Origin of the sequence: Litchfieldia salsa (assembly GCF_900104555.1) — a bacterium.
GTDB classification, from domain to species: domain Bacteria; phylum Bacillota; class Bacilli; order Bacillales; family Bacillaceae_L; genus Litchfieldia; species Litchfieldia salsa.
On the sequence record NZ_FNJU01000010.1, the window covers coordinates 152,416 to 176,288 of the forward strand.

Sequence of the window (23,873 nt, forward strand, 5' to 3'; positions counted from 1 at the left end):
TAGCACGGGTTACAGAACAAGTAAACGCCAGTGTAATAACGTATTAAAGCAACAAAATGATGATTCATCTCGAATGTTTCTTCATTTTATTTCTTAAACCAAAAACCCCATCTTCATTTAGTTTGACTGACCTTCATTTTTTTATTCAATGATTGGACTAGTAAGTTCGATAACAGAAAAAAAGAGATTGCCCATCTATACCAAGCGGCACTAGTGGACAATCTCTTTCATCATAATTATTAGCTTTCTTTATATAAATTCATTAGACGTTCTGAAGCTTGATCTGTTTCTTGTATGGATGTAACTAAAAGCTGGTTTTGGTTATTCTGTGTATCAATAGATGCAGCAATTTCTTCAAGGGAAGCTGATGTTTCCTCTATTACTGCAGCAAATTCTGTAATTGTTGTTTCAATACGTGAGGATGAATTGCCTAAATCTGACGTCATTTCCTCAAACTCTTTAACAGTTGCGTTTAATTTAGAAACTGCTTCGGTTATCTGGGTAAACACACTGATCGTGTCCTTCGTCATTTTCACACTATCATCCATCTTAGTTGCATTTTCAGACATTTGTGTTTGGGTTTCAAGCGTATTTTCGTTTACAGCAGCTAAGTTTTGTGAAATTTGATTCGCTGTTAATGAAGTTTGTTCAGCTAGTTTTCTAATTTCAGTTGCTACAACTGCAAAGCCTTTTCCGCTTTCCCCTGCTCTTGCAGCTTCAATCGATGCATTTAAGGCAAGCAAGTTCGTTTGAGATGCAATCGCTTGGATAGAATCTGCAAATTTATTTGTTTCATTAATTTTCCCAACAAGCTGGTTCATTGTTAATGACATAGCTCCAATGGAAGTTTGAAATTCTAGGATGGTTGTTAGTAAACCCTCAACTGTTTGTGATCCACTAGTAGAAGCTGATGACGTTTCATCTGTTTGTGCGTTCAAACTTGTAGCTGAATGGATAAGTTGTTGAGCCACACGATTAAGTGTTTCAACGGATTCAGTAATTGTTGAGGCTGCTTCACTCTGAGTTTGCATCCCCGAGGAAATTTCAGATACAGCAACAGCCATTTCGTTGAAGGACTGCATTTGTTCTTCTCCCTGACCACGAATACTTTTGATATTTTCACTAATAGTGACTGAATTAGATTCAATTTCCTGTACTTGTTTTTGTTGCTGCTGATAACTAACAGCAGCAGCTTCCTGAAGGTCGCGAATGTCTTGATTCATTTTTAAAACAACCGTACTTTGGAAAAACAGTGTTAGGATGATTAATAGTAGTAAGAGAAAATAAGTTGCAATAATCCTTGAGTCTAGTTCTAATACTTCATGTTTCATATAAATATATGTAATACTTTGAACTAATCCAAGACCTGAACCAATAGTTAGCACTGAACGCATATTATAAATTGCGACTGATGTTAAAAGAAAAATAGGCATGATTAACATAAGAATTGATTCAGAACTTTCCATAATGACAAAAAGGACCAACGATAAGCCGACAACCGAAACATATGGAATTTTTGTGACGAACTTATTAATTTTAATTAATACTCCTAATATTCCTAAAAACATCGTGCCACTAATTGCGATAGTTAAAATTAGAGCTAGTGGTTGCTTGATTGCAATATCTACTAAAACTGCTAAAACAACTGAAATTAAAATAACAGTGAAAAGTAGTTTATTTTTTCGTTGAATATCCGTTTTTTTGAGATTATCTAATAGATGTGTATTCATTTTACGCTCTCCCCTTAAAACTAAGATTTCACATGAAGTAAAAAAGCTTCTTTATTTTATTATCGGAAGGAAAGCGATTACGTTTAAGCTTTTTTTTAAAAATAAAAAATCCCACTGACTATGGTCTGTGGGATTTTACGTCGTGTATTAAAGTTTTGATCGCAAGTAAGCATCAATAAATGGATCTAAGTCACCGTCCATCACGCTTTGTGTGTTTCCAACCTCGGTATTTGTACGATGGTCTTTTACCATTGAGTATGGGTGGAATACATATGAACGGATTTGACTTCCCCAACCGATTTCTTTTTGCTCGCCACGAATTTCATCTAGTTGCGATTGTTGTTCTTCAATTTTCAGCTGATACAGCTTTGCTTGAAGCATTTTCATCGCACGTTCACGGTTTTTAATCTGTGAACGCTCAGTTTGACATGTAACAACCGTATTGGTCGGTAGATGAGTAATACGAACCGCTGAATCAGTGGTATTGATATGCTGTCCACCTGCACCACTTGCTCGGTACGTATCGATTTTCAAATCCTCTGTACGGATGTCAATTTCAATTTCATCATTAAATTCTGGCATAATCTCACACGAAACAAATGAGGTATGGCGACGACCTGATGAATCGAAAGGAGAAATACGAACAAGTCTGTGTACACCTTTTTCCGCTTTTAAGTAGCCATAAGCATTATGACCTTTGATTAACAGGGTTACACTTTTAATCCCCGCTTCATCTCCTGGTAAGTAATCAAGAGTTTCAACCTTAAACCCTTTTCTCTCTGCCCAACGTGTATACATACGAAGAAGCATGGAGCCCCAATCCTGTGATTCAGTTCCGCCAGCACCGGGGTGAAGTTCAAGGATGGCATTATTTTTATCATATGGCTCACTTAAAAGAAGCTGTAATTCAAAGTCATTCATGCTCTTCACAAGTGCCTTCATTTCCTTAACAAGGTCTGATAGCATTTCCTCATCAGGCTCTTCCTTTAGTAATTCATGAGTAAGTTCAATGTTCTCATATGATTCATCAAGCTCATTGAATTGGTTGACTGATTCTTTTAAAGCATTGACCTCATTGATCACTTCTTGTGCTGAATTTTGATCATTCCAAAATTCTGGCATTGACATGACTTCGTCTAGTTCATTGATACGAGCTTGCTTTGCCTCTAAGTCAAAGAGACCCCCTAAACGCAGTTAATCTTTTTGCTATTTTATCAAGCTCTTGTTTAATTTCTACTAATTCCAAATTGCTTCACCTCATTATGATTTTAAAAAGGTATTTTCGCCTGAAAAGGTGAGAGTAGCCTCTCACCTTTTCTTCTTAGCTACCTATTATTTCCCACAGCACTGCTTATATTTTTTCCCGCTACCGCAAATACATGGGTCATTACGTCCGATGTCCATTGCTTTAGTGACTGGTTTTTTCTTCGGCTTTTCATCGCCTTCTTTTGGATGTACAGCCTGTTGTCCCTTCGCAACCTCTTGACGCTCAAGATTGTTACGGATTTGTGCTTTCATGATATATCTAGAAACCTCTTCCTCAATCGAAGCAATCATTGTTTCAAACATCGCAAAGCCTTCCATTTGATACTCTCGTAAAGGATCCGTTTGTCCGTATGCCCGTAAATGAATTCCTTGACGAAGATTATCCATTTGGTCAATATGATCCATCCATTTGCTGTCAACTGCACGAAGTACAATTACCTTTTCAAATTCGCGCATTTGCTCTGGTAAAAGCTCTGCTTCTTTTTCATTATAACGCTCTTTTACCTTATTCAGAATAGCCTCTACCATTTCCTCAGGCTCTTTTCCTTTAAGGTCTTTTTCTACGATGTCACCTTCTGATAGAAGATTTCCGTTCACGTAATCAACGATCCCTTTAATATTCCATTCTTCTGGTAATTCAGTTCCTGGTGTATATAGCTCCACATTTCGAGCAATTGATGATGAAATCATCTTCTCTACAACTTCACGTAGATTTTCTGAGTCAATAACCTCATAACGCTGGCTATAAATGATTTCACGTTGCTGACGTAAAACATCATCATATTGAAGGAGCTGCTTACGTGCATCAAAGTTATTTCCTTCAACACGTTTTTGTGCAGATTCAACGGCTCTAGAAACCATTTTACTTTGAATCGGTTGATCATCATCCATTCCGAGACGTTCCATCATTGACTTCATATTGTCAGAACCGAAACGACGCATAAGCTCATCTTCCATTGAAAGATAGAACTGTGTTACCCCAGGATCTCCTTGACGACCAGAACGGCCTCGAAGCTGGTTATCAATACGACGTGACTCATGTCGCTCTGTCCCAATAACAGCAAGTCCACCAACATCAACAACACCCGCGCCTAACTTGATGTCTGTTCCACGTCCAGCCATGTTCGTTGCGATTGTAACAGCACCACGTTGACCTGCATTTTCAATAATTTCAGCTTCGCGTTCGTGATTCTTTGCATTAAGAATATGATGTTTAATGCCTTTTTTAGAAAGAAACTTAGAAATCAATTCAGATGTTTCAATCGCGACAGTTCCAACTAGTACTGGCTGTCCCTTAAAATGACGCTCAGCAATATCCTCAGCTACTGCACGAAACTTTCCTTCAATTGACTTATAAATTAAATCTGGACGATCATCACGGGCAATCGGGCGATTCGTCGGAATAACGACAACATTCATATTATAAATGTTACGGAATTCTTCTTCTTCCGTTTTAGCGGTACCAGTCATACCAGAGAGCTTTTCATACATACGGAAATAGTTCTGGAATGTAATCGTCGCTAGCGTCATGCTTTCGTTTTGAATTTCCAAGCCTTCTTTCGCTTCGATTGCTTGGTGTAGTCCATCACTATAGCGGCGACCTTTCATTAAACGACCAGTAAAACCATCAACAATTACTACTTCGCCTTCATCAACAACATAATCAACATCTTTGTGCATGCTTGAATGTGCTTTTAGGGCCTGATTAATATGGTGAATTAAAGCAACATGATTGATATCAAAAAGGTTCTCAATTCCAAAGGCTTTCTCCGCTCTTGAAATTCCATCCTCTGTTAATTGAACACTTTTTGTCTTCTCATCATAGGTATAATCTTCTTCAATCTTTAATGTACGAACAAATCCATTTGCTTGGATATACAAAGAAGTTGATTTTTGAGCAGTTCCAGAGATAATCAATGGTGTTCTCGCTTCATCAATTAAAATCGAGTCAACCTCATCAATAACGGCAAAATGCAGTGGACGTTGAACCATTTGTTCACGGTATAGCACCATGTTGTCACGTAAATAATCAAACCCAAATTCATTATTTGTACCATATGTAATATCTGCACGATATGCTTCAATTTTTTCTTCACGAGAAAGTCCGTTTAAATTTAGTCCTACTGTTAGTCCTAAAAATTCGTATAACTGACCCATTTCATGTGCATCACGACTAGCAAGGTATTCGTTCACAGTAATAACGTGAACACCCTTCCCTGTAATCGCATTTAAATAAACAGGCATGGTAGACGTTAATGTTTTACCTTCCCCTGTTTTCATTTCTGAAATATTTCCTTCATGTAGTGCAGCACCACCCATTAATTGAACAGCATATGGATGTAAGCCTAATACACGCTTAGCCGCTTCACGAACAACTGCAAATGCTTCAACTAAAAGGGCATCAAGTGTTTCACCTTTTGCATATCTTGCTTTGAATTCTTCCGTTTTTTCTCGTAATTGCTCGTCTGTTAGCCCTTCGGTTTGTGGACGCAATGCCTCAATTTTTTCGGCCAATGTTTCCAATTTTTTAATTTGGCGTTTGTTCGGATCAAATACTTTATTTAAAAGTCCAAGCATCAAAAACGCTCCTCTATCTTATATATTTCAACTATTATAAATAAATTAATCTAATATAAACCATTTTAACACTATTTTTTTGCAGGGTAAACTTTTCATCAAATCAGACTATGTACACGGGACAAAATTAGTCCCACTCCCGGTGCCAGGCACCACAAGTGGGACTGATTCTGTCCCGATTAAATAGATTTTTGAAGTAAACAACGAAAGAGCACAACCTTTAGAGGCTGTGCTCTCTCTTCAAGTCTATTTATTAATTCGGTTCAATGATGCCGTACCTGCCGTCATTTCGACGATAAACGACATTAGTTGTATTAGTATCCGCATTTGTATAGACGAAGAAGCTATGTCCAAGCATATTCATTTGTAGGATTGCTTCCTCACTATCCATTGGCTTTAAGTTAAATCGCTTCATACGAACTAACTCAAACTCATCTGAATCAGCTTCAGGTTCTTTAACAGCGACCTTACTATCCCCATTTGAGAAAAATGAATGGATAGAACCTTGCTCTCGGAATTTACGATTTACTTTTGTCTTATGTTTACGAATTTGACGCTCAAGCTTATCGACAACTAAGTCGATCGCAGCATACATATCATTATGCGATTCCTCAGCTCTTAAGACCAGCTGAGTCATCGGAATCGTCACTTCTATCTTTTGTTCTTTGTCATTGTATACTTTTAAATTCACATGAACATTTGCATCGGGAGTACCGTCAAAATAGCGTTCTAACTTACTTAGTTTCTTCTCAACATACTCTCGTAATGCTGGAGTTACCTCAATGTTTTCACCGCGGACGTTGTATTTCATACATGAACTCCTCCTTTTAAGTCGACCAATCTAACTGAATGGTCTTAACATCTATATCTCTAGGTCATGAAGAGAACCCAAGAGTTATAATCAGTTATAAAGCACCCATGAAAGCACTTTATTTTGATTATATATACTAATTCTACAATACCCGCCTTCATTCCTTCTTAAACCACTAAAATTTTATTACAAAATTGTGAAAACTTTTATAACTTATTTTTTAACTGAAGTACTAAAGGAAAATATTATTATACTCACAGTATATCGCCAATACTTTGAAAATATTGGTATTAATTATGTTTTTTTTTCTACAAAAATGGTCTAAGTCTATTTAACTCCGATTCTTTCATCTTTCTAAATAATAATATTATTTTCCACATTTTTTTACATTTTTCTGCAATTCAGTGTAAAATAGAAGGAACAGTGTAGTTCACCCAAACATCTATGAATATGTAACGGAAATCACACCAATTACATTCCTGTTTATTGGAGAGCATGCTTATGAATAATAACTTCGAAATATCATTTGAACTTGTAGGGAAGAAAATAGGTCAAGACATCTATTCTGATCACGGTATATTACTGTTAAAAAAAGGGACAACCCTGACAGAAACTCATATTGTACTCTTGCAAAACTATAAGTTTGGAACATTGGTTGAAATTGAAGACAAATATCCAAATGATAAATTAAATGCCAAGATGCAAAAGCTGTATGACCAAAACCTTAAAGAAATATCTACATTGTTTCAGAATATTAATCTTAATAATAGTCCTCCAATTAAAGAACTAATCAATGCTTATCAACCATTAATTGAACAAGCCACAGACCATACAGATTCAATTAGATATTTGCATGGAATTAAGGATTATGATGAATATACCTATAGACATAGTATTAATGTTGGTATGATTAGTGCTGTTATCGGAAAGCTGCTAGGCCGTTCTAAGAAGGATATTTTCCTTCTTGGTCAAATGGGCCTTCTTCATGATATCGGCAAAACGATGATCAGCCCTGATATTATTAACAAGCCGGGTCGTCTTGATGCAAATGAATGGCAGGAAATCACACGTCATACAATATATGGCTATCAGATTCTTAAGGAAGTTGAGGACCTGGATATCCATATCCCTGCTGCCGCTCTCCTTCATCATGAACGAATTGATGGCAGTGGTTATCCAAATGGGGTGAAGGAAAAAGATTTACCATTTCTTGTGCAAATCCTTTCAGTCGCAGATACATATGATGCAATCTCTACAGAACGAGTATATCAAGCGAAGAAACCAGATTTTGTGGGTATTAATATATTGGTGGAAGAAGCTTACAACAACAAGCTAAATCCTGCAATTGTATTTCCATTTGTACGATATTTAATGAGACAATATATCCGTAAGGAAGTTGTATTAAATACAGGAGATCATGGTGAGATTATTTTCATACATGATGATGAACCACATCAACCATTGATTATAACGAATGAGGAATATGTGGATTTGCGGAAGAATAGAAAAATCCGATTAAGTGATGTCGTCCGAAAATAGACGATATCGCTTTTTTGTTTGGCTTTTATTAAATAGATTGTTACTTTTAAAGCCGCAGGCTGAATACACTCCGCGTCCGGCGGGTAACCAGTGAGCCTCCTCGTCGCTAATGCTCCTGCAGGGTCTCACTTTGGCCACTAGTCCCGCAGGAGTCTACGTGTATTCAGCCTGCTAGAAAACTACCTTTTTCAATGTTTAATGTCTAAAACAACTAATTTTGAAAGGTCAGCCTTTTCCTTTTAATATAATCCCTATAAAATTTACTGTTGCCAAGAACGAATAAAGGCCCCTATTCAGGAGCCTTCTTTCATACCTATTTCTTTCGATCAAAAAACATACCGTCCCCATTTGATAATGATTGGTAGGGGTTTGTGTATTTATTATTTGATTCTTTTGTTTTGCTTAATTGGTTAAGATCTGTTTGTATTTGAGACTTAATCATTTTAAACTTCTCATCGATGATTTTTTGATCGTCGATAAGTTCTTTTCCTAAACGCATCTCTTCCTCGGTATATGGAGGATTTAGCTTATCCATCAGTTGTTCACGACTTTCTAACATTTGTTCAATATTAGCAATATAGTCATCGCGATCTTCCTTTGGTACAGGGTTCTCTAGCAGTTGAATAAGTTGTTTTGTATCCCTATATAGCTTTTCAACACTCATTATGCTTTGTTACCTTGGACTTGAGGACGTTGTTTACTTAATTGAAGTGCTTCCTTCCAAGTATTACGGAAATCTACTACATATCCTTCTACTTCTTTAAGAATTTCTAAATCATTCTTCAAGTTAGCTTCCATGAGACGACGGTTCATATAATCGTACATGCTCATTAAGTTTTTAGAGATTTCGATATCCATGTTTAAAGTGACCATGAATTCTCTAATGATGTTTTGAGCTTTTTGAATATTTGTATTGCGTTCTTCGATGTTATTATCTTCGACAGCTTTACAAGCTAGATTGATAAATTTTAAACAGCCGTTATAGAGCATTAATGTTAATTCACCTGGCGAAGCTGTTGTTGCTGCGTTTGTTTGGTATTGTTGGTATGGGTTACTGATTGCCATTTTTGCGTTCACTCCTTACTTCTAATAGCTAAACTGCTGCATTAAAAATGCTGATTGATTATTTGATTGTTGAATTGCTTTTTCCATTGCTGTGAATTGTCTCCAGTAACGGTCTTCAACTTGAATTAAACGATCCTCAAACCTTGTTATCTGCGAATTTATTGAGCTAAGGTTACGACCAATTGAATATTGTTGGTTTGTTGAAAGAGTCTTACCTGCCTTAGCTTCGATGTTAGTCATTGTTTCTTTTATTGTACCTCTAAGTCTCCGAATAATTCCTTGTGAAGATTCAGTTGTACTGTCATTCATAAATAATTTATAGATAGCTTCTGGATTTTCCTCGATAGCGGCTTTTAGCTTCTCTTTATCATATTCTAATTTTCCTCTATCTAAATAGTTACGAGATGTTGTAATTCCAAACTCTGCCAGTTGATAGTTTTCTGTAGCAGATACACTTACGCTATTATATATAGAGTTTCTCATCTTATTTAACCCTGTGGATAGAATTGAATCTCTTCTCAATAAACCACTCTTAGCTTTTTCTTCCCAAAGGTCAGCTTGCTTATCGGACATTGCCTCTCTTTCCTCTGAGCTAAGCGGATTATAAGATTTATACCGTTCTTCAGAAGTCTTAGCGTTAATTTTACCTATCACATCATTGTATTTATCTATAAATGATACAATATTATCGATTACTGAGTCTGTATCATTTGTAACAGTAATTGTGGCTGAACCTGCACCTTTTAAACTATATGTTACATTATTTAAATCGAAAGTATTACTAGAACGCTCTGTTAATATTCCATTTATTGCAAACGTAGCATTTTCTCCAAGAGTTTTAACTGTATTTGTATTTGTACCAGCATCATAGCCTAATTCTTGTCCTACCTGAGCAGTAAATCCAAGGGAAGTAAAGAAGTCTGCAGTTGCTTGATCATTTATAACAATACTCGCTTGACTACCAGTATCATTTTTTGTAATTGACACTTTACCATTTTCATGTATAGCAGAGATTCCATACTCTTTTTTTCCATTTAATTTTTTAATGATATCATCGATTGTATCTGTTGATTCAAAAGTTAAAGTCTGCTCTACTGGAGTAGATTGTGACCCATCACCTGCAGTAACAGATAGACTTATTGTGGTTGCTGCTGGAGTTAAGTCACCTGTTGACATTGTTTTGTCTGATAACCATCTAGCAGAAGTAGCAAGCTTTACATCAGTGAAATTTGTTGTTCCACTACTAGCTGATGCATTTGCAGTTGCGGTTACAACACTACTATTAGAACTTGTTGCTGCTTTTTGCATAAGATTTTTCGCCATATACACTCCACTAAATATATGGTTATCTAAGTCTTTCAATAACGTGTTCATTGAACGGTAATCATCCCGCTGCCATTCAAATACCTGTTTTTTTTGTGTCAGTTTGGTCAACGGAATTCTTTGTGCCTTCATTAAATCTAGCACAAGTGTATCAATATCCATCCCACTTGCAAGTCCACCAATTCTCATGATTTAACCACCTTTATATCTTCTTATCAAAAATTAAACCTAAAAACTCTGTCATTGAAGCATATATATCAAGCAATTTCTTTGAGGGTATTTCCCTAATTATTTCGTTTGTTCTACTATCAACAACCGAAACATAATACTCCTTAGATTTTTCATGCAGCTCAAACTTCACATGGGTTTGAGTAGATTTAAGTAAATTATTTAAACCAGTGATAGCATCAGAAATATCATCTTCCTTAAATGTTCTACTGCTCTCTTCTGTTTCTGATGGTGTTGCTTCTGATTGTACTGTTTCACCTCTTCTTTGCTGAGTTTGTGAGGTTTCAGTGAAATTTAATACTGTATTGGTAGGAATTTTATCAATAGACATATATTCACTCTCCCAAGAATGAAAGTTAATAACATTAGATACCTTATATATCGGTTCGTTTAAAAGTTTTTAAAGGTATTTTTAGAATTTGTGCGATAATTGTTTGTCGATTAAAAAAACTCCGACAGTAAAATAGTTCTAGAGCAAAAAACCTCACTCTTTTGAGTTGAGGTTTTTGTCGCTATATTCACTTAAACTAATATGATTCCAGCCCTTTATATGAGCTCCTCCCTCAGTACAGTTATATAAAACTGTATCTTGCCTTTTTAATGCACAATATCTTTCAAACCATTTCAAATAGATAAATAAATTTCTTGAAGTTGTTACCTGTTCTTTCAAATAGTAATCGTCTATTTTTAGAGACCCAGAAATATCGCTTCTAACTGCATCCGCATTCGAAGCATGGCTCATATTATTTGTAAACGCTAAGTCTTGCCCAATTAAGGCAATTGCATTAGGTTCCATTTTCATCATTAGATCAAGTAGACAAGTTGCAACTGAACCTCCAGTATCTACCAATGGTTCACTCCGTTTAAAAGACTGTTCTTCTGACTGGTGGAAGCCCTTTTGCCACACAATGAACGTTGGTCCATTATACCCCTCCACTACTTTATTATTTGCAGTAGCTAAGTAAAAAAAAGGAATAGAAGAATCTTTGTCATTTATATTCTGTATTTGTTTTAGATTTTCATTTGACTCAGAAATCATGAAAAAGTCTGGTTTAATTCCTTCCATTATTAACGGATTTAGTGCTGTTCCAACACACCCAATTATTACATCAGTATTTTTTCGGAGAGCTAACAAAAGTGGAAGCTGTTTAGTAAGTGATGGTCCTGCAGAGACTAAGATCATCGATCTTCCTTTATATTTTCCCAACCAAGGATTAATACCCTTATCCTTCCTAAGGATATTCTTATTGAAGTTTTCAGTCATTATTTGTTCATGTGCTTTGAATGATCGCTTACTCACTTCGATATTTAGAAGCATGTCCTTTAATTCTACATATTTGTTAGGAGTTAGATCTAACAGCGGTTTTATAATAACGATCTCACTTCTATCACAAGTTAATTTAGAATTAAATTCATGATAATTACTGCCATCTTTTGCTAGATAAAGATATTCAACCTTGGATTCACCATTAAGAGATTCAAAAAAAGGTGATTTATTAAACCAATAATAAAAATCTTCATTAAGTTCTAATACACAAATCCGTTTTTCAGGATACTTTTCTCTAAGTGCTTTAGTATGATAACCTAGCCCCATGCCAAATAGTAATATGTTGTCTTTATCCTCGTCGATACTTATACTATTTATCCAACGAGTAATCTCTTTTTCAGGGTCATACTTACTGTAAACGTAACAAGATCCGTTTCCATTTCTATTAATAATGAGCGTCGGCAACTTTCTTGTTTCGGAAACTTCCCATGTAATCATGAATGAATTTGCCCAATTTTCGTTAACCAAGTATTCAGAACAGGGGTTAATTCATATTCGAATAAGTCAGCAGTTAAGACAAAATCTCTTACAGCTAGCGCCTCATTAATTTCCATAAGTATTTTCGAAATTTCCATCGTATCAATATATACCTCACCTTTTAAATCTTGAATTTTGTTTACTGCTTCTATACACCATTCGATCCCTTCAGTAACTGCTACAATAAGGTTTAAAGCCTCCCATTCCTTGTCCGTTTGTAGTAATTTTGCAATATCGTCTGTTGCATTAATTACCTTCGGTAGATATTCTTTTATTGATGATACTGTTTCATTTATTATTAAGTTCATATTTTCACTTCCAAACATTTGTATTTGTTTTCCTGTTTAATTATAGTTTCCTTATTAACTTAGCTGGGTTTCCTCCAACTAATTGATAATCCCCAACATCCTTTGTGACAATGCTCCCTGCTGCTACAACAGAGTTTCTCCCAACAGTGACTCCAGGTAATATTATGGAGTTTGCTCCTATCCAACTTCCAGACTTGATCGTTATTGACTTATCTGGGGAGTGACCTTGGAAGTAGATTGGAATAGTCACATCATCAAATCTATGATTAGAAACATAAATATGAACTCCTGATCCTAATAATACATTATCCTCTATACAGATCTGCCCTTTTGGCGTTGCCATTAAAACACTCATAGGCCTGATAACTACATTGTCACCAATTTTTATATTCGAACAAGTTACTGCATAGGCACCCATTCTAAATTCAGCATTACTACCAAAATGTAAAAACTTCTGCCTACAAATTTTTGTCTGTAGTGTTGGTAGAAAAAAACTAAAATGTGTTCCTAACATATCAGGTCCTAGACGATCAGCATTTTTTGACCAATTCCATCTATCTAGAAATTCCTTTACTTTACCAAGCATTTAGCCCACCGTCCAAGATTATACTCTGACCTGTTACATAACTAGATGCTTCTGAGGCAAGAAATAGTAAGGCTCCTACCATTTCCTCAGGTTGTGACATTCTTCCAAGAGGAATACGTTTACTATAGTTTTCGATAAATATTTTATTTTGGCCACTTTCAACCCCTCCAGGTATGATCGTGTTAACGCGAATATTGTCCTCTGCCCAATAAGTTGCTAAATATTTAGTCAGACCAATCACGCCAGCTTTTGAAGCAGAATAAACAGCAGGAGTATTAATCTGTCTTCCTAAATAATTTGAACCTTCATATATTCTTTGGTCAGGTGCCATTTCTCCGTAAATTGAGGACGTCTGAATAATAGATCCACCTTTTTTTTGCTTTTTCATTTCTTTTCCTACATATTTCGCAACCAGAAACATACCATCAAGGTTTATGGACATAATTTCCTTCCACTGTTCAAGTTGATACTCTTCAAATTCCTGAAAAAAAGCCTCTAAGTTCTTCGACTTACCTGCAGCATTATTATGCAAAATATGAATTTCTTTAAAGACTGAAACTACTTGAGAAACCATTTCCTTCACAGACTCCTCTGAAGAGACATCACATTGAATAGCAATTGCTTTACTTGCATAATTATTGTTGATGATTTCAGCAACTTCTCTAGCTTTATCAATGTCAATATCGACGACCGCAATATTTGCCCCAGCATCTGCTAAGCCACAGCAGAAATGTGTACCTAGAATACCCGCACCTCCTGTTACAATTGCTGTTTTACCATCAAGCCTAAACCGATCAAAATAAGAATTCCTCATAATAATTCACCTCTTTTCATTGCAAGAAAGGAGACCCATTCAAAGTCAAGCTCCGAATCAACATCAATAGACCTTTCCTCTGGCATTTCGTATAGTATTGTCTTTGATTGGAATACTGAACTAGAATTAACTAGCGAATCTCGTTTCCATATATAGATAGAAGCGTTCATATCAAAGCATCTTGGTGAATCCTGTCTCCTTATAATAGCTTGATTAAGCTGTTTTGAAAGACCTACGTAACCGTCTTGACTCATTTCCACCAAGTTGAAATAAGGGTTTCTTCTTGAGGATACACCAGAGATCAGATTGGTTGCTTCTAAGTTACTTTCGAACATTCTTACTGATTGGACAATATCATCGACAGATCTAAGAGGCGAAGTAGCATCTAAATCGACGATTATATCAAATGTTTGATTTATTTCTGCTTCAACAGATTCCAAACAATGTTGAATGACAGGTAATTTCGGAGCTTTATCTGTTGCCAATGCATCTGGCCTTCTTACAAGAAAATCCACACCATAGTTTTTAGCAATAGTAAGAATTTCGTCACTATCACTACTTACAGCTATTGCATCAAATAAACCACTTGCTTTTGCTTGTTTAATACTGTGCGCTATTAATGGTTCCCCGAGTAGCGAACGAATATTTTTTTGGTTGACGCCCTTAGACCCGCCTCTTGCACATATTGAACATATTCTCCTGCTCATTCTTTATCCACACCTTCTCTGATGAAGAACATTCTGCCATTTCAATCATTTTTATAATCTTTATTCCATTATCATATGAACATAAGAATTCTGATTCATTATTAAAAACGGCTAAATGTTGTTTAATATAAGTATCGTCACGTCCTACGTCATATTTAATAGTTTCGTCGTTAATCGTTAATTTATTTTTTATAAAATCAACTTTATATGTTTCGTTTATCGTATTGATTATTAAAAATCTTTGAGTAATAAGGTCAAGGTAATTCATTGTCAATGATATTGTGGGAGCCTTTTCAGTGGAATATAATAGTGAAAAGCTGTCATCTGAATTAATCTCTAGATTACTAAATTTCCCCCCAAGGGCAACAAGCTCTTTCCAATCTCCAAATAAAAATTGAAGATAGTCTAATTCATGACTTAAATCTCTAATCACCCCTCCCCCTTTTGACTGATTCGCTGAGTATGATTTAGAGTAATCCGATTGGGGCCTCCAATTAGGAAGATATTGTCCGACGTAAGCATTAACAGAGAGAACCTTTTTATTTATTAAACGATGGAATAGATGCTGAAGAATTGGATGAAATCTAAGATTGTATCCTATATATAAGGATGAAAAAGAAAATGTCCTTTGAGTACTAAATGAAAATATCGGCTTTTCAACTAATAACTTCCTATCATAACCAGTATCTTCTATGATTTGTAAGGTGTTCTCATGTTCCACAGTTTCATTTGCGATAACAATATATTCAGGATCCTCTTTCTCAATTGCAGTCCTTATATCTTTGTAAGAATGGGAGAGGTTCAATTCTCTCCTAGATACCACAGCAGTTGGGCATCCAAGTGAACTAAGAATTCTTTCATGTCTTTGACCGATAGAACCATAACCAATCACTAAACTCTTATAGCTCATCTATTCACACCTTCTGGGAAGTATTCAATAAATTCGCCATTTGCCTTCTCAAAATCAGCCATTCTTCCTATATCCATCCAGTATTCTCGAACCGGGAATGCAGAGGTTTCATGATTATTTGAAAGTAAGGTTTTAAATAAATCTGGCATATCAAAGAAAGTGTCAGAAGGTACATACTTCAATACTTCATGATTTAAGACATAAATTCCTGCATTAACAAACGTTCGATGAGTAGGTTTTTCTTCAATTGATAATAATTTATGGTTTTCAGTTTCAATGACGCCGTACGGAATTTGGTATTCGAATTCACGAACACACATAGTCCCAAAAGAGTCCATTTCCTTATGAAAATTAAGAAGTTGCTCATAGTTAATTTTTGTTAGCAAATCACCATTCATTACAAAAAAAGGAAGTTCTGGTTTTTTTTCTAGTAGAGAAAGAGCTCCAGCTGTTCCTAATCTTTTACTTTCCTCAACATAAGTTATATTTATTCCCATTGAGCTCCCGTCACCAAAGTACTCTTTAATCACTTCTTTTTTGTAATTTACAGTAATAATAAAGTTATAGAAACCTGCATCCTTAAATCCATCAATGATTGTTTCTAAAATAGGTTTTCCACCTAGTTTTAACATCGGTTTGGGTGTTTCATTTGTCAAAGGTTGTAACCTTGTTCCTAGTCCCCCCGCCATTAAAACTACTGGATTACTCTTTTTATATTCTCCTTTATCCTCAATAAAGATAATGTCGATAATTTGCCTTTCTGTATTTACCACAGGTAACTGTTTTATTTTTTTCGTCCTTAACACCTTACGGTAATAACTGTGTCTTTTCCCTTCAATTTCATACAAGGGAGAAGTATTCATCACTTCGGATATAGAAGTATCTAGATTTAGTCCCTTAAGAATACCTCTTCTTATATCTCCATCGGTTACAGTACCTAATAACTGTTTTTTTTCATTAATAACGACTGCGAATTGCAAGGTAGATTTATCAATAATATCCATTGTGTTAAAAATTGATGTTGATGCTGGTACTAAGATATCCTGCCATTTTTTCAAAACCGCTTAAACCTCCTTAGCTGGTACACCATATACTTTACTATTGTCACAAACATCCTTTAGTATGAGTGAGCCTGCCCCAACTATTACATAGCTTCCAACTTTGATGTTTTCGATAACAACTGTTTTTGCGCCAACATGAGTCACTTCGCCTATAGTCACTCCTCCAGCGAGAGAAGTGCCAGGAGAAATATGACTATGAATACCCACCGAACAGTCATGATCAATACTGCATGAAGTGTTTATAATAGTATTATCGGAAATTTTCGCAAAAGCTTGAATGACACTTCCTGCCATGATTTGTGAGCCTTCACCTATATTTGCATATGGAGAAATGATTGAGTTTGGATGGATAACCGATGCAAATCTGTAACCAATCTCAGTGAAATAATTATATATTTTGGTCCTATCCTTTAATTTACCTACTCCGTTCACAAGTAAAACATCCTCTTTGGAATATCCTTCTATAATCATATCTTCACCTAAATAAGGTAATCCAAATCGGTTCTCTTCTTTCTTAGGTGCTGTAAATCCAAGGATCTTCTTATTATTTAAGAGTAGACAATCTGTAACTACTCTGGCGTGTCCCCCATTTCCTATTATTATTATTGGAGGATTATTTGGAGTCTTCATGTAATAATTCATCCTCTTGATAGTCTTTTTTGGATTTTCTACCTAATAAATCCCAATATTGAAAAGGAGAAATACCCACACCTGGCCTTTTAACTGTTATATTATCTTCAGTTAAAACATCCCCTTTTTTTATAGTGGTTGCCGCGACGAGGCTTTTTCTAGCAACTTTCTTATTTTTTATTTCGGATTCAGTTGGCTCCTTTATCGGGTTACCTAAAGCCTTTTCAACAATTCTAATTCCCTTAACCATCTCAGCTAATTCTAATGGCTCTAATGATGCTTTATGGTCGGGTCCAGGCAAATCACGATTTAACGTAAAATGTTTCTCAATCACTTCTGCTCCAGCAGCAACAGCTGCAATAGGTATACTTATCCCTTCTGAATGATCAGAAAACCCTACTGGTAATTCCAGCTTTGATTTCAAATAATTGATAGCCCTTAAATTCACCTCTGTTGGTGGTGTAGGATACTCAGTTGTACAGTGTAATATAGTTACATAATCTTTTAACAATTTCTTCGCTAATTCAGATTCATAAAAGTGATTTACTTCATCTAAAGAGATAATGTCCTTTTGAGCTAAACCATACGCTATAACAGCTAGTGCATTGTGGACTTCTTTCATCTCTGCCATTCCTGTTGATAATATTAACTTGACCTTAAAATTTGATATATAATGTAGAAGTGGTGCATTATTGAGTTCACCAGAAGAAATCTTAATAACGGGCAATTGCAGCTCTTTAATTAAAAAATCCACACTCTCTTTGTCGAATGGGGAAGATAGAAACGTTATATTTTTCACTTCACAATACTCTTTTAACTCTATGAACTCACTATATGTAAGCTCTAATTTTTTTAACATTTCATATTGGCTAACTTCTTCACCTAGATTTTGTATTTGATATTCTGCTTGCATAGCCGACTTTGTTACTAGTTTTTCTGCTTTGAATGTTTGAAACTTTACCGCATCCACTCCAGCTTCAGTAGCCTTATTAATTAGTTCTTTTGCCATTGCTAGTGAACCGTTATGATTTACTCCTGCCTCTGCAATAATATATGTTTGCACACTATCACTCCTCCCAATCATAGAACTTTTTATATGATGTTAGATCTTGATGGTTTTTTATTATCTTTACAATCTTTTTTGATATATTTCCTGATCCAAAAATTCTTACATCATTTTTAACAAAGTCAAAATCTAAAGCTTTATTAATCGCTTTTAGTATTTCATTATATCTTGGCTTTGAATTAATAACTGAAGGTGGACATTCCCTTCCCTTTTGTCTATCACCTATATTTACAGTAGGTGTAGATAAATAAGGAGCCTCTAATAACCCACTTGAGGAATTGCCTATTACTAGATTAGCCTCTTTTAATAAGCTTAGGTATTTTTTTTGGCCAAGTGATGAATATAAGGAAGAAGATTCTCTATGTTTCTTAACAAAATCCTCAACTTTTTGATTTATTAACCTGCCTTTTTCATCAGCATTTGCTTTAGTAAAAATAAAAGTTGTATCTTTAATTTCTTCTAAGGCCAAGAGCAATTGGTCTACACTTTGCTCTGTTTGATTACTTAATGTTTCTGGATGATAAGTGATTAGAAAGATATGCCTTGCAAATTCCATACCAAGCTCTGTCTCAAGCTGGTTCCTTGTCAAATATGTATTTTTTTCTATCGATTCAATTCCCGGAGCACCAACATTATAAACAGTACTAGGTTGTTCTCCTAATTGAATGACTCTTCTTCTATGTCCTTCAGTTGAAACAAAATGTAGGTTTGACATCTTAGTTATTGCATGTCTAATCGAATCATCTATTGCGCCCATTGTAATTTCTCCGCCGTGAATATGTGCAATCGGAATTCTACTTATCATTGCACTCTGAGCTGCTGCTAGAGCTTCAAAGCGATCCCCTAGTAAAATTAAGAGATTAGGTTTTAATCTGTCAAACATATCAGCAAAGCCAATTAGTCCTAACCCCATTGATTTTGTAATACCAGATGAAGTATCAGAAGATATTAGCATCTCTAGTTTTTCACTTATCATAAACCCATCACGCTCTATTTGTTTATAAGTAAGCCCAAATTCTGGTGACATATGCATTCCTGTTACTACAATTTGTAATTCTATATCCTCATCATGCTGTAGTTCTCTTAGAATCCAATATAAAAGACCATATTCCGCTCTTGTTCCAGTAACAACACATACTCTTCTTTTCATGTTTACTCAACTCCCAAATACGGACTACTCGGAATATTAATTAAGATATTTTTCAACTTATTAGTGATAGGTAGATCAGCTGATGGACAATGTTGATATGGATTCAATTCATGTAAAGGAGTCCATATTGGTCTTGACATGATTCCATTATTGTTAAGAAATAAGAGCAATTCATCTCGTAAATAAACTGATTGATCAATTTTAATGGTTTGTAACCAGTAGTTACTACCTGCATTTTGTGGTTCTAAAAATAAAGAGATTCCATCAATATTAGAAAATAGAAGTTCATATTTCTTTGTTAGAGACTTTTTTTGTTCTAAGAAGATTGGAAGTTGTTCTAATTGAGCACAACCTAATGCTGCATTAATGTTAGGCATGCGATAATTAAAGCCTACCTCATCATGATTATACTCCCATCTATGCGGAATCTTTGCAGTTGTTGTTAGATGCTTCGCTAATCTTGAATACTCTTCATTATTTGTAAGTATGGCGCCACCACCACCTGTAGTAATAGCTTTGTTTCCATTAAAGCTAACTGCAGCAAGGCTTCCGAATGTCCCAGTGTGTTTTCCCTTATAGAATGAGCCTAACGACTCCGCAGCATCTTCTACAACTTTCAAATTAAACTCCTCAGCAACTTTTAATAATTCATCCATGTCTACAGGGTGTCCAAATGTATGCATGGGGACAATCGCTCTAATAATTCTACCAGTTTTTTTATTTATGCTTGTCCCATTTTCTTGAGTGACGATCTCCTGTAAGTGGGACCTTAAAGCAATAGGGTCCAATCCTAATGTTTGTTCCTCCACATCTACAAAGTGTGGTGTTGCATCACAATATCGAACTGCGTTCGCTGTTGCTATAAACGTCAAAGAAGGGATAAGAACCTCTTCATCCCGTTTAACACCTGCTAGTTTTAAGGCAATGTGCAGCGCAGATGTTCCATTAACCACTGCTACTGCATATTTTATGCCTGTATATTCTGCTAATTTGTCTTCTAATAAATCTACATACTTCCCTACAGAAGAGACCCACCCTGATTCAATACAATCCAACACGTATTTTTTCTCATTGCCATAAAAAACAGGCTCATGTAAAGGTATGAACTCCTTACCTTTTCCCCATAATTTTATTTGTTTAACCGCTTCTTCAAGTTGAATATTCATATATTGTACACATCCGCTTTATAACTCTTTAGATTTTCCGGAATAGCAAACCATTTAGCTGTCTCTATTATTCCCTTTTTGAACCCCTCTTTTCCATAATACTGAGGCTCCCAACCAATAATTTCTTTTGCTTTTTTATTATCCGCCCATAATCTTTCTACTTCACTCTTCTCAGGGCGCATTCTGATTTCATCAGTGACTATTTCGATAGGTACACCCATTGCTTCTGCTATTAAATGAGCAGTTTCTCCAATTGATATCTCATAATTGCTTCCAATATTAATTATTTCGCCTATCGAATTCTCGCTTTCCATCATCGCGATAAAACCATTTACTGTATCTTTTACATAATTAAAATCTCTTGTAGGATTAATAGCGCCTAATTTTATTTCTCTCTTCCCGTTTGCTAATTGAGTAATAATAGTTGGGATGACTGCTCTTGCTGACTGACGTGGACCGTAAGTATTGAATGGTCTAATAATTGCGACTGGTGTTTCGAATGAGCGAAAAAATGACATGGCCATCTGATCAGCCCCAATTTTTGATGCTGAATAAGGTGATTGACCCTGTAATGGATGTTCTTCATTTATAGGAACATATTGTGCGGTTCCATACACTTCACTTGTGGATGTATGTACTACTTTCTTTATATTTAATTCACGTGCTGCTTGCAGTATGTTTAAGGTCCCAGTAATATTAGTGTCCACATATGTTGAAGGAGAATGATATGAATATGGAATTGCAATCAATGAAGCTAAATGCAACACTACATCACACCCCTTCATAGCCTCTTTTACACCAAAAGGGTCGCGAATGTCTCCCGCAAAAACCTCTAATTCTTTCTTTATTTCTTTTGGAGATTGATCTAGCCACCCCCATGAATTAAAAGAGTTATAATATACAAAAGTTCGAACTGAATACCCTTGCCTCACTAATTCTTCAGTTAAATGTGAACCTATAAATCCATCTGCTCCTGTTACTAATATTTTCTTCATTGTTCCTCCTGATTTTGTGTCTCGAATAGTTTGGTTAACTCTTGTGATAACTCTTCATAATATGGTAAAACAAATTGGTATGAAATTTCACATTCATATAGGAATTTCTCAAAAGCTGTAACCACAAGGGTTCCCTTTTTAATAAGATCAGTTTCATACCTAATATCTTTGCTATTATCTGACAAGCGCTCGTTATGAACCCTGTTCATTGGCTCAATAAAGCCTTGATAAAATTCATTTTTCTTCATCTTCTGAAACAAGCCATCAAATTTCACAAACTTTGTTTCTAATTTCTTTAATTGTTTCGTCTTAACACTCTTATCAATCTCTTTTAGTTGTTCTACTACTGTCTTAAATAGCTGTTCAAATTTCATCTTGGACGTTTCTATTTTACAGTAACGCTTATATACGAATTGAAGGTCATAACCATTTTTCACTCTGTGCCATTCCGAATCAACAACAGGGTCAGTTAGTTCTTCTTGAATTACATTCGAAAGAGGCATAAATAAAGTCCCTTCAATATGTGCTCCGCCCTTCGTAGTATTAATCACTTTAATATCATTGTTCATATCAATGTATAATTCAAGTTGATTTCTCATAATATTAAATTCTAAATGTGTCATGACTGTATTACCATAGACATCCTTAGTAGGAATAAGTGTCTTTTTTTGTTCTTCAGATAATTCACTATTTAAAAAATCATATGAAATACCCTCTGAATATAACTTATTATTTAAATACGATAGGTTTTGACCTACCAAAATAATCTTACTAAAACCAAGCGTTTGTAATACTTGAAAAGTAATTACTGCAATCGAAGGTGCATCCCAAACAATATCTATGTCACGAGTCTTATCTAAATAAAGTGGGGCCATCGTATCCTGGCTTGTTATCATGTGCAACATGATACCCTGATAATCAGCTAAGGTTTCGAATCCAACCGTACTTCCAAACACTAGGGGGATATTGCCTTTACTAGTTTTCTTCAGCTTGCTAATTACTTTTTGGTTAATTGCGGTAGGATCATAAGTAAACGTACCATCTGGTTCAATGCCATGTTCAAGTAATGCATTTATAGCTGAACCCACAGAAAAAACATAGGCTAATTTATTATCCTTTATATGTTTTATGTATTCTATTTCCTCTGCTAATGAAGGGCCTGCAGCCACCATTAAAGCTGGTTTCCCCTTAAATTTCCCCTTATCAGTATCCATTAATATATTGGGGGTGCGAAGAAGATATGGGAAATTTTTGATAGAGTTTAATGTCCATCTTTCTTGATAGGTTAAATTTGTCATTATGCTGATTTTTTTATTTGTCAATACTTCTTTTACAGTCTCTATAATTAATAATTCTTCTCTACTATACATGTTAACATATGGGGGAAGAGTGAATACAAATGTATTTTTCTTTTCTTTTTGTTGCATTATATGGACCGATGCTTGAAGTTCTTCCTCATCAGTGCCCGTAAAAAGGGATTGTAGTTTCACCAAAGGCCAGTTATGTAAAGAACAAGTTGATAGGAATTCATATAAAACTTCTATATTGGGTTCATAAATAGAGAAATACATATTAGGATATTTATCAATTAGCTCTGTTATGTGGTAGCCAAGTCCTACTCCAATAAAAAGAACATGATTGTATTGATCTAGATTACTTAATTGATTAATTAATCTATCCGCTTCTTTAAGCGGATCATACTTACTATGAATATATCTCGAGTTTCCATCCACCATTATCTTTAATGTCAGACAATTATTTTTTGTTTTCTCAACAACTACTGATTTAACCTCAGTATTTTGCTTTTCCCATTTAATTATTTTTTTGTATAATTGAGGGTGATTACTTAATAAATAGTTCATGTTTTCTGTTTTTATCATGTGCTTCCCCTTATAATTATTAATGTAAAGCTACATTACTATGTTTCCAAGTTCGTATTACTCTTATACAAATCCGTCATTTTCATTTCAACCCTAGTTTAACATCAAAGAGATTAGAACTTTAATATGTAAAAAAACACGACCTAGAAAGGCCGTGTCGTCATTTATTAACGAAGTAATTGAAGCACACCTTGAGGCTGTTGGTTTGCTTGTGCTAACATTGATTGAGCAGCTTGAGAAAGAATTGAATTTTTTGT

23 protein-coding genes are annotated in these 23,873 nt (G+C 35.2%); 1 reads left to right on the top strand and 22 read right to left on the bottom strand.

What is annotated here, in order from left to right:
• Positions 1 to 239: 239 nt before the first annotated feature.
• The 4 genes from BLQ56_RS17380 to hpf all read right to left on the bottom strand — a co-directional run bounded on the left by BLQ56_RS17380 (position 240) and on the right by hpf (position 6,384).
• Complete coding sequence (locus BLQ56_RS17380) at positions 240 to 1,730, bottom strand: methyl-accepting chemotaxis protein (protein WP_090857279.1); 1,491 nt, start codon at positions 1,728 to 1,730, stop codon at positions 240 to 242.
• A gap of 147 nt (positions 1,731 to 1,877) precedes the next feature.
• Positions 1,878 to 2,976 (bottom strand): peptide chain release factor 2 gene (gene prfB, locus BLQ56_RS17385; RefSeq protein WP_238457307.1). Its coding sequence is split into 2 segments (ribosomal slippage): positions 1,878 to 2,912 and positions 2,914 to 2,976, totalling 1,098 coding nucleotides; the frame shifts between segments, so codons are not numbered across the junction.
• 86 nt (positions 2,977 to 3,062) lie between these two features.
• Complete coding sequence (secA, locus tag BLQ56_RS17390; RefSeq protein ID WP_090857282.1) at positions 3,063 to 5,573, bottom strand: preprotein translocase subunit SecA; 2,511 nt, start codon at positions 5,571 to 5,573, stop codon at positions 3,063 to 3,065.
• A 253-nt stretch (positions 5,574 to 5,826) separates the two neighbouring features.
• The gene (gene hpf / locus BLQ56_RS17395; protein ID WP_090857285.1) at positions 5,827 to 6,384 is read right to left on the bottom strand and encodes a ribosome hibernation-promoting factor, HPF/YfiA family; all 558 of its coding nucleotides are present in this window, start codon (positions 6,382 to 6,384) and stop codon (positions 5,827 to 5,829) included.
• 501 nt (positions 6,385 to 6,885) lie between these two features.
• Between hpf and BLQ56_RS17400 the strand changes: the two genes are divergently transcribed.
• Positions 6,886 to 7,923 carry an HD-GYP domain-containing protein gene (locus BLQ56_RS17400; protein WP_175490370.1) on the top strand — a complete coding sequence of 346 codons (1,038 nt, stop codon included), beginning with the start codon at positions 6,886 to 6,888 and terminating at the stop codon, positions 7,921 to 7,923.
• A 313-nt stretch (positions 7,924 to 8,236) separates the two neighbouring features.
• Here the strand turns inward: BLQ56_RS17400 and fliT are convergent, their stop codons facing one another.
• The 18 genes from fliT to BLQ56_RS17490 all read right to left on the bottom strand — a co-directional run.
• A complete protein-coding gene (fliT, locus tag BLQ56_RS17405) occupies positions 8,237 to 8,587 on the bottom strand; it encodes a flagellar protein FliT (protein WP_090857291.1) in 351 nt (116 codons plus the stop codon).
• A complete protein-coding gene (fliS, locus tag BLQ56_RS17410; RefSeq protein ID WP_090857294.1) occupies positions 8,587 to 8,988 on the bottom strand; it encodes a flagellar export chaperone FliS in 402 nt (133 codons plus the stop codon). The genes fliT and fliS overlap by 1 nt, the downstream gene beginning before the upstream one ends.
• A gap of 21 nt (positions 8,989 to 9,009) precedes the next feature.
• Entirely contained in the window at positions 9,010 to 10,500 is a 1,491-nt protein-coding gene (locus BLQ56_RS17415; protein ID WP_090857296.1) for a flagellar hook-associated protein 2, read from the bottom strand.
• A 13-nt stretch (positions 10,501 to 10,513) separates the two neighbouring features.
• Positions 10,514 to 10,870 (bottom strand): flagellar protein FlaG, encoded by a 357-nt coding sequence (flaG, locus tag BLQ56_RS17420; protein ID WP_090857299.1) that lies wholly within the window; start codon positions 10,868 to 10,870, stop codon positions 10,514 to 10,516.
• 153 nt (positions 10,871 to 11,023) lie between these two features.
• Entirely contained in the window at positions 11,024 to 12,304 is a 1,281-nt protein-coding gene (locus BLQ56_RS17425; RefSeq protein WP_090857301.1) for a motility associated factor glycosyltransferase family protein, read from the bottom strand.
• Positions 12,301 to 12,651 carry a DUF8042 domain-containing protein gene (locus BLQ56_RS17430; protein ID WP_139163119.1) on the bottom strand — a complete coding sequence of 117 codons (351 nt, stop codon included), beginning with the start codon at positions 12,649 to 12,651 and terminating at the stop codon, positions 12,301 to 12,303. The genes BLQ56_RS17425 and BLQ56_RS17430 overlap by 4 nt, the downstream gene beginning before the upstream one ends.
• Before the next feature lie 40 nt (positions 12,652 to 12,691).
• Complete coding sequence (locus BLQ56_RS17435; RefSeq protein WP_090857308.1) at positions 12,692 to 13,237, bottom strand: acyltransferase; 546 nt, start codon at positions 13,235 to 13,237, stop codon at positions 12,692 to 12,694.
• Positions 13,227 to 14,051, bottom strand: a complete 825-nt coding sequence (locus BLQ56_RS17440) for an SDR family oxidoreductase (RefSeq protein WP_090857311.1) — start codon at positions 14,049 to 14,051, stop codon at positions 13,227 to 13,229. Before BLQ56_RS17440 ends, BLQ56_RS17435 begins: the two co-directional genes overlap by 11 nt.
• Positions 14,048 to 14,758, bottom strand: coding sequence for an acylneuraminate cytidylyltransferase family protein (locus BLQ56_RS17445; RefSeq protein WP_090857313.1), 711 nt, complete (start codon positions 14,756 to 14,758; stop codon positions 14,048 to 14,050). The genes BLQ56_RS17440 and BLQ56_RS17445 overlap by 4 nt, the downstream gene beginning before the upstream one ends.
• A complete protein-coding gene (locus tag BLQ56_RS17450) occupies positions 14,715 to 15,668 on the bottom strand; it encodes a Gfo/Idh/MocA family protein (RefSeq protein WP_090857316.1) in 954 nt (317 codons plus the stop codon). The genes BLQ56_RS17445 and BLQ56_RS17450 overlap by 44 nt, the downstream gene beginning before the upstream one ends.
• Positions 15,665 to 16,726, bottom strand: coding sequence for a nucleotidyltransferase family protein (locus BLQ56_RS17455; protein ID WP_090857318.1), 1,062 nt, complete (start codon positions 16,724 to 16,726; stop codon positions 15,665 to 15,667). The genes BLQ56_RS17450 and BLQ56_RS17455 overlap by 4 nt, the downstream gene beginning before the upstream one ends.
• A 6-nt stretch (positions 16,727 to 16,732) precedes the next feature.
• On the bottom strand, positions 16,733 to 17,359 hold the full coding sequence (locus BLQ56_RS17460) for an acetyltransferase (RefSeq protein ID WP_090857321.1): 627 nt from the start codon (positions 17,357 to 17,359) through the stop codon (positions 16,733 to 16,735).
• Complete coding sequence (neuB, locus tag BLQ56_RS17465; protein ID WP_090857324.1) at positions 17,343 to 18,443, bottom strand: N-acetylneuraminate synthase; 1,101 nt, start codon at positions 18,441 to 18,443, stop codon at positions 17,343 to 17,345. The genes BLQ56_RS17460 and neuB overlap by 17 nt, the downstream gene beginning before the upstream one ends.
• The gene (neuC, locus tag BLQ56_RS17470; RefSeq protein ID WP_090857327.1) at positions 18,427 to 19,575 is read right to left on the bottom strand and encodes a UDP-N-acetylglucosamine 2-epimerase; all 1,149 of its coding nucleotides are present in this window, start codon (positions 19,573 to 19,575) and stop codon (positions 18,427 to 18,429) included. Before neuC ends, neuB begins: the two co-directional genes overlap by 17 nt.
• A gap of 2 nt (positions 19,576 to 19,577) precedes the next feature.
• Complete coding sequence (locus tag BLQ56_RS17475) at positions 19,578 to 20,741, bottom strand: LegC family aminotransferase (RefSeq protein ID WP_090857330.1); 1,164 nt, start codon at positions 20,739 to 20,741, stop codon at positions 19,578 to 19,580.
• Complete coding sequence (locus BLQ56_RS17480; RefSeq protein WP_090857333.1) at positions 20,738 to 21,736, bottom strand: NAD-dependent 4,6-dehydratase LegB; 999 nt, start codon at positions 21,734 to 21,736, stop codon at positions 20,738 to 20,740. The genes BLQ56_RS17475 and BLQ56_RS17480 overlap by 4 nt, the downstream gene beginning before the upstream one ends.
• The gene (locus BLQ56_RS17485) at positions 21,733 to 23,616 is read right to left on the bottom strand and encodes a motility associated factor glycosyltransferase family protein (RefSeq protein ID WP_090857336.1); all 1,884 of its coding nucleotides are present in this window, start codon (positions 23,614 to 23,616) and stop codon (positions 21,733 to 21,735) included. The genes BLQ56_RS17480 and BLQ56_RS17485 overlap by 4 nt, the downstream gene beginning before the upstream one ends.
• Positions 23,617 to 23,783: 167 nt before the next feature.
• Positions 23,784 to 23,873, bottom strand: a 90-nt coding sequence (locus tag BLQ56_RS17490; protein WP_090857339.1) for a flagellin, incomplete at its 5' end; no start/stop codon positions are given.

What these genes read in the sequence shown, in the direction of transcription:
- BLQ56_RS17415 (WP_090857296.1), bottom strand. Translation starts at nt 10,500, where the DNA reads ATGAGAATTGGTGGACTTGCAAGTGGGATGGATATTGATACACTTGTG.
- neuB (WP_090857324.1), bottom strand. Translation starts at nt 18,443, where the DNA reads ATGATTGGGAGGAGTGATAGTGTGCAAACATATATTATTGCAGAGGCA.
- BLQ56_RS17450 (WP_090857316.1), bottom strand. Translation starts at nt 15,668, where the DNA reads ATGAGCTATAAGAGTTTAGTGATTGGTTATGGTTCTATCGGTCAAAGA.
- BLQ56_RS17380 (WP_090857279.1), bottom strand. Translation starts at nt 1,730, where the DNA reads ATGAATACACATCTATTAGATAATCTCAAAAAAACGGATATTCAACGA.
- secA (WP_090857282.1), bottom strand. Translation starts at nt 5,573, where the DNA reads ATGCTTGGACTTTTAAATAAAGTATTTGATCCGAACAAACGCCAAATT.
- fliS (WP_090857294.1), bottom strand. Translation starts at nt 8,988, where the DNA reads ATGGCAATCAGTAACCCATACCAACAATACCAAACAAACGCAGCAACA.
- hpf (WP_090857285.1), bottom strand. Translation starts at nt 6,384, where the DNA reads ATGAAATACAACGTCCGCGGTGAAAACATTGAGGTAACTCCAGCATTA.
- BLQ56_RS17440 (WP_090857311.1), bottom strand. Translation starts at nt 14,051, where the DNA reads ATGAGGAATTCTTATTTTGATCGGTTTAGGCTTGATGGTAAAACAGCA.
- BLQ56_RS17460 (WP_090857321.1), bottom strand. Translation starts at nt 17,359, where the DNA reads ATGAAGACTCCAAATAATCCTCCAATAATAATAATAGGAAATGGGGGA.
- BLQ56_RS17480 (WP_090857333.1), bottom strand. Translation starts at nt 21,736, where the DNA reads ATGAAGAAAATATTAGTAACAGGAGCAGATGGATTTATAGGTTCACAT.
- BLQ56_RS17445 (WP_090857313.1), bottom strand. Translation starts at nt 14,758, where the DNA reads ATGAGCAGGAGAATATGTTCAATATGTGCAAGAGGCGGGTCTAAGGGC.
- BLQ56_RS17435 (WP_090857308.1), bottom strand. Translation starts at nt 13,237, where the DNA reads ATGCTTGGTAAAGTAAAGGAATTTCTAGATAGATGGAATTGGTCAAAA.
- flaG (WP_090857299.1), bottom strand. Translation starts at nt 10,870, where the DNA reads ATGTCTATTGATAAAATTCCTACCAATACAGTATTAAATTTCACTGAA.
- fliT (WP_090857291.1), bottom strand. Translation starts at nt 8,587, where the DNA reads ATGAGTGTTGAAAAGCTATATAGGGATACAAAACAACTTATTCAACTG.
- BLQ56_RS17400 (WP_175490370.1), top strand. Translation starts at nt 6,886, where the DNA reads ATGAATAATAACTTCGAAATATCATTTGAACTTGTAGGGAAGAAAATA.
- neuC (WP_090857327.1), bottom strand. Translation starts at nt 19,575, where the DNA reads ATGAAAAGAAGAGTATGTGTTGTTACTGGAACAAGAGCGGAATATGGT.
- BLQ56_RS17475 (WP_090857330.1), bottom strand. Translation starts at nt 20,741, where the DNA reads ATGAATATTCAACTTGAAGAAGCGGTTAAACAAATAAAATTATGGGGA.
- BLQ56_RS17485 (WP_090857336.1), bottom strand. Translation starts at nt 23,616, where the DNA reads ATGATAAAAACAGAAAACATGAACTATTTATTAAGTAATCACCCTCAA.
- BLQ56_RS17425 (WP_090857301.1), bottom strand. Translation starts at nt 12,304, where the DNA reads ATGATTACATGGGAAGTTTCCGAAACAAGAAAGTTGCCGACGCTCATT.
- BLQ56_RS17430 (WP_139163119.1), bottom strand. Translation starts at nt 12,651, where the DNA reads ATGAACTTAATAATAAATGAAACAGTATCATCAATAAAAGAATATCTA.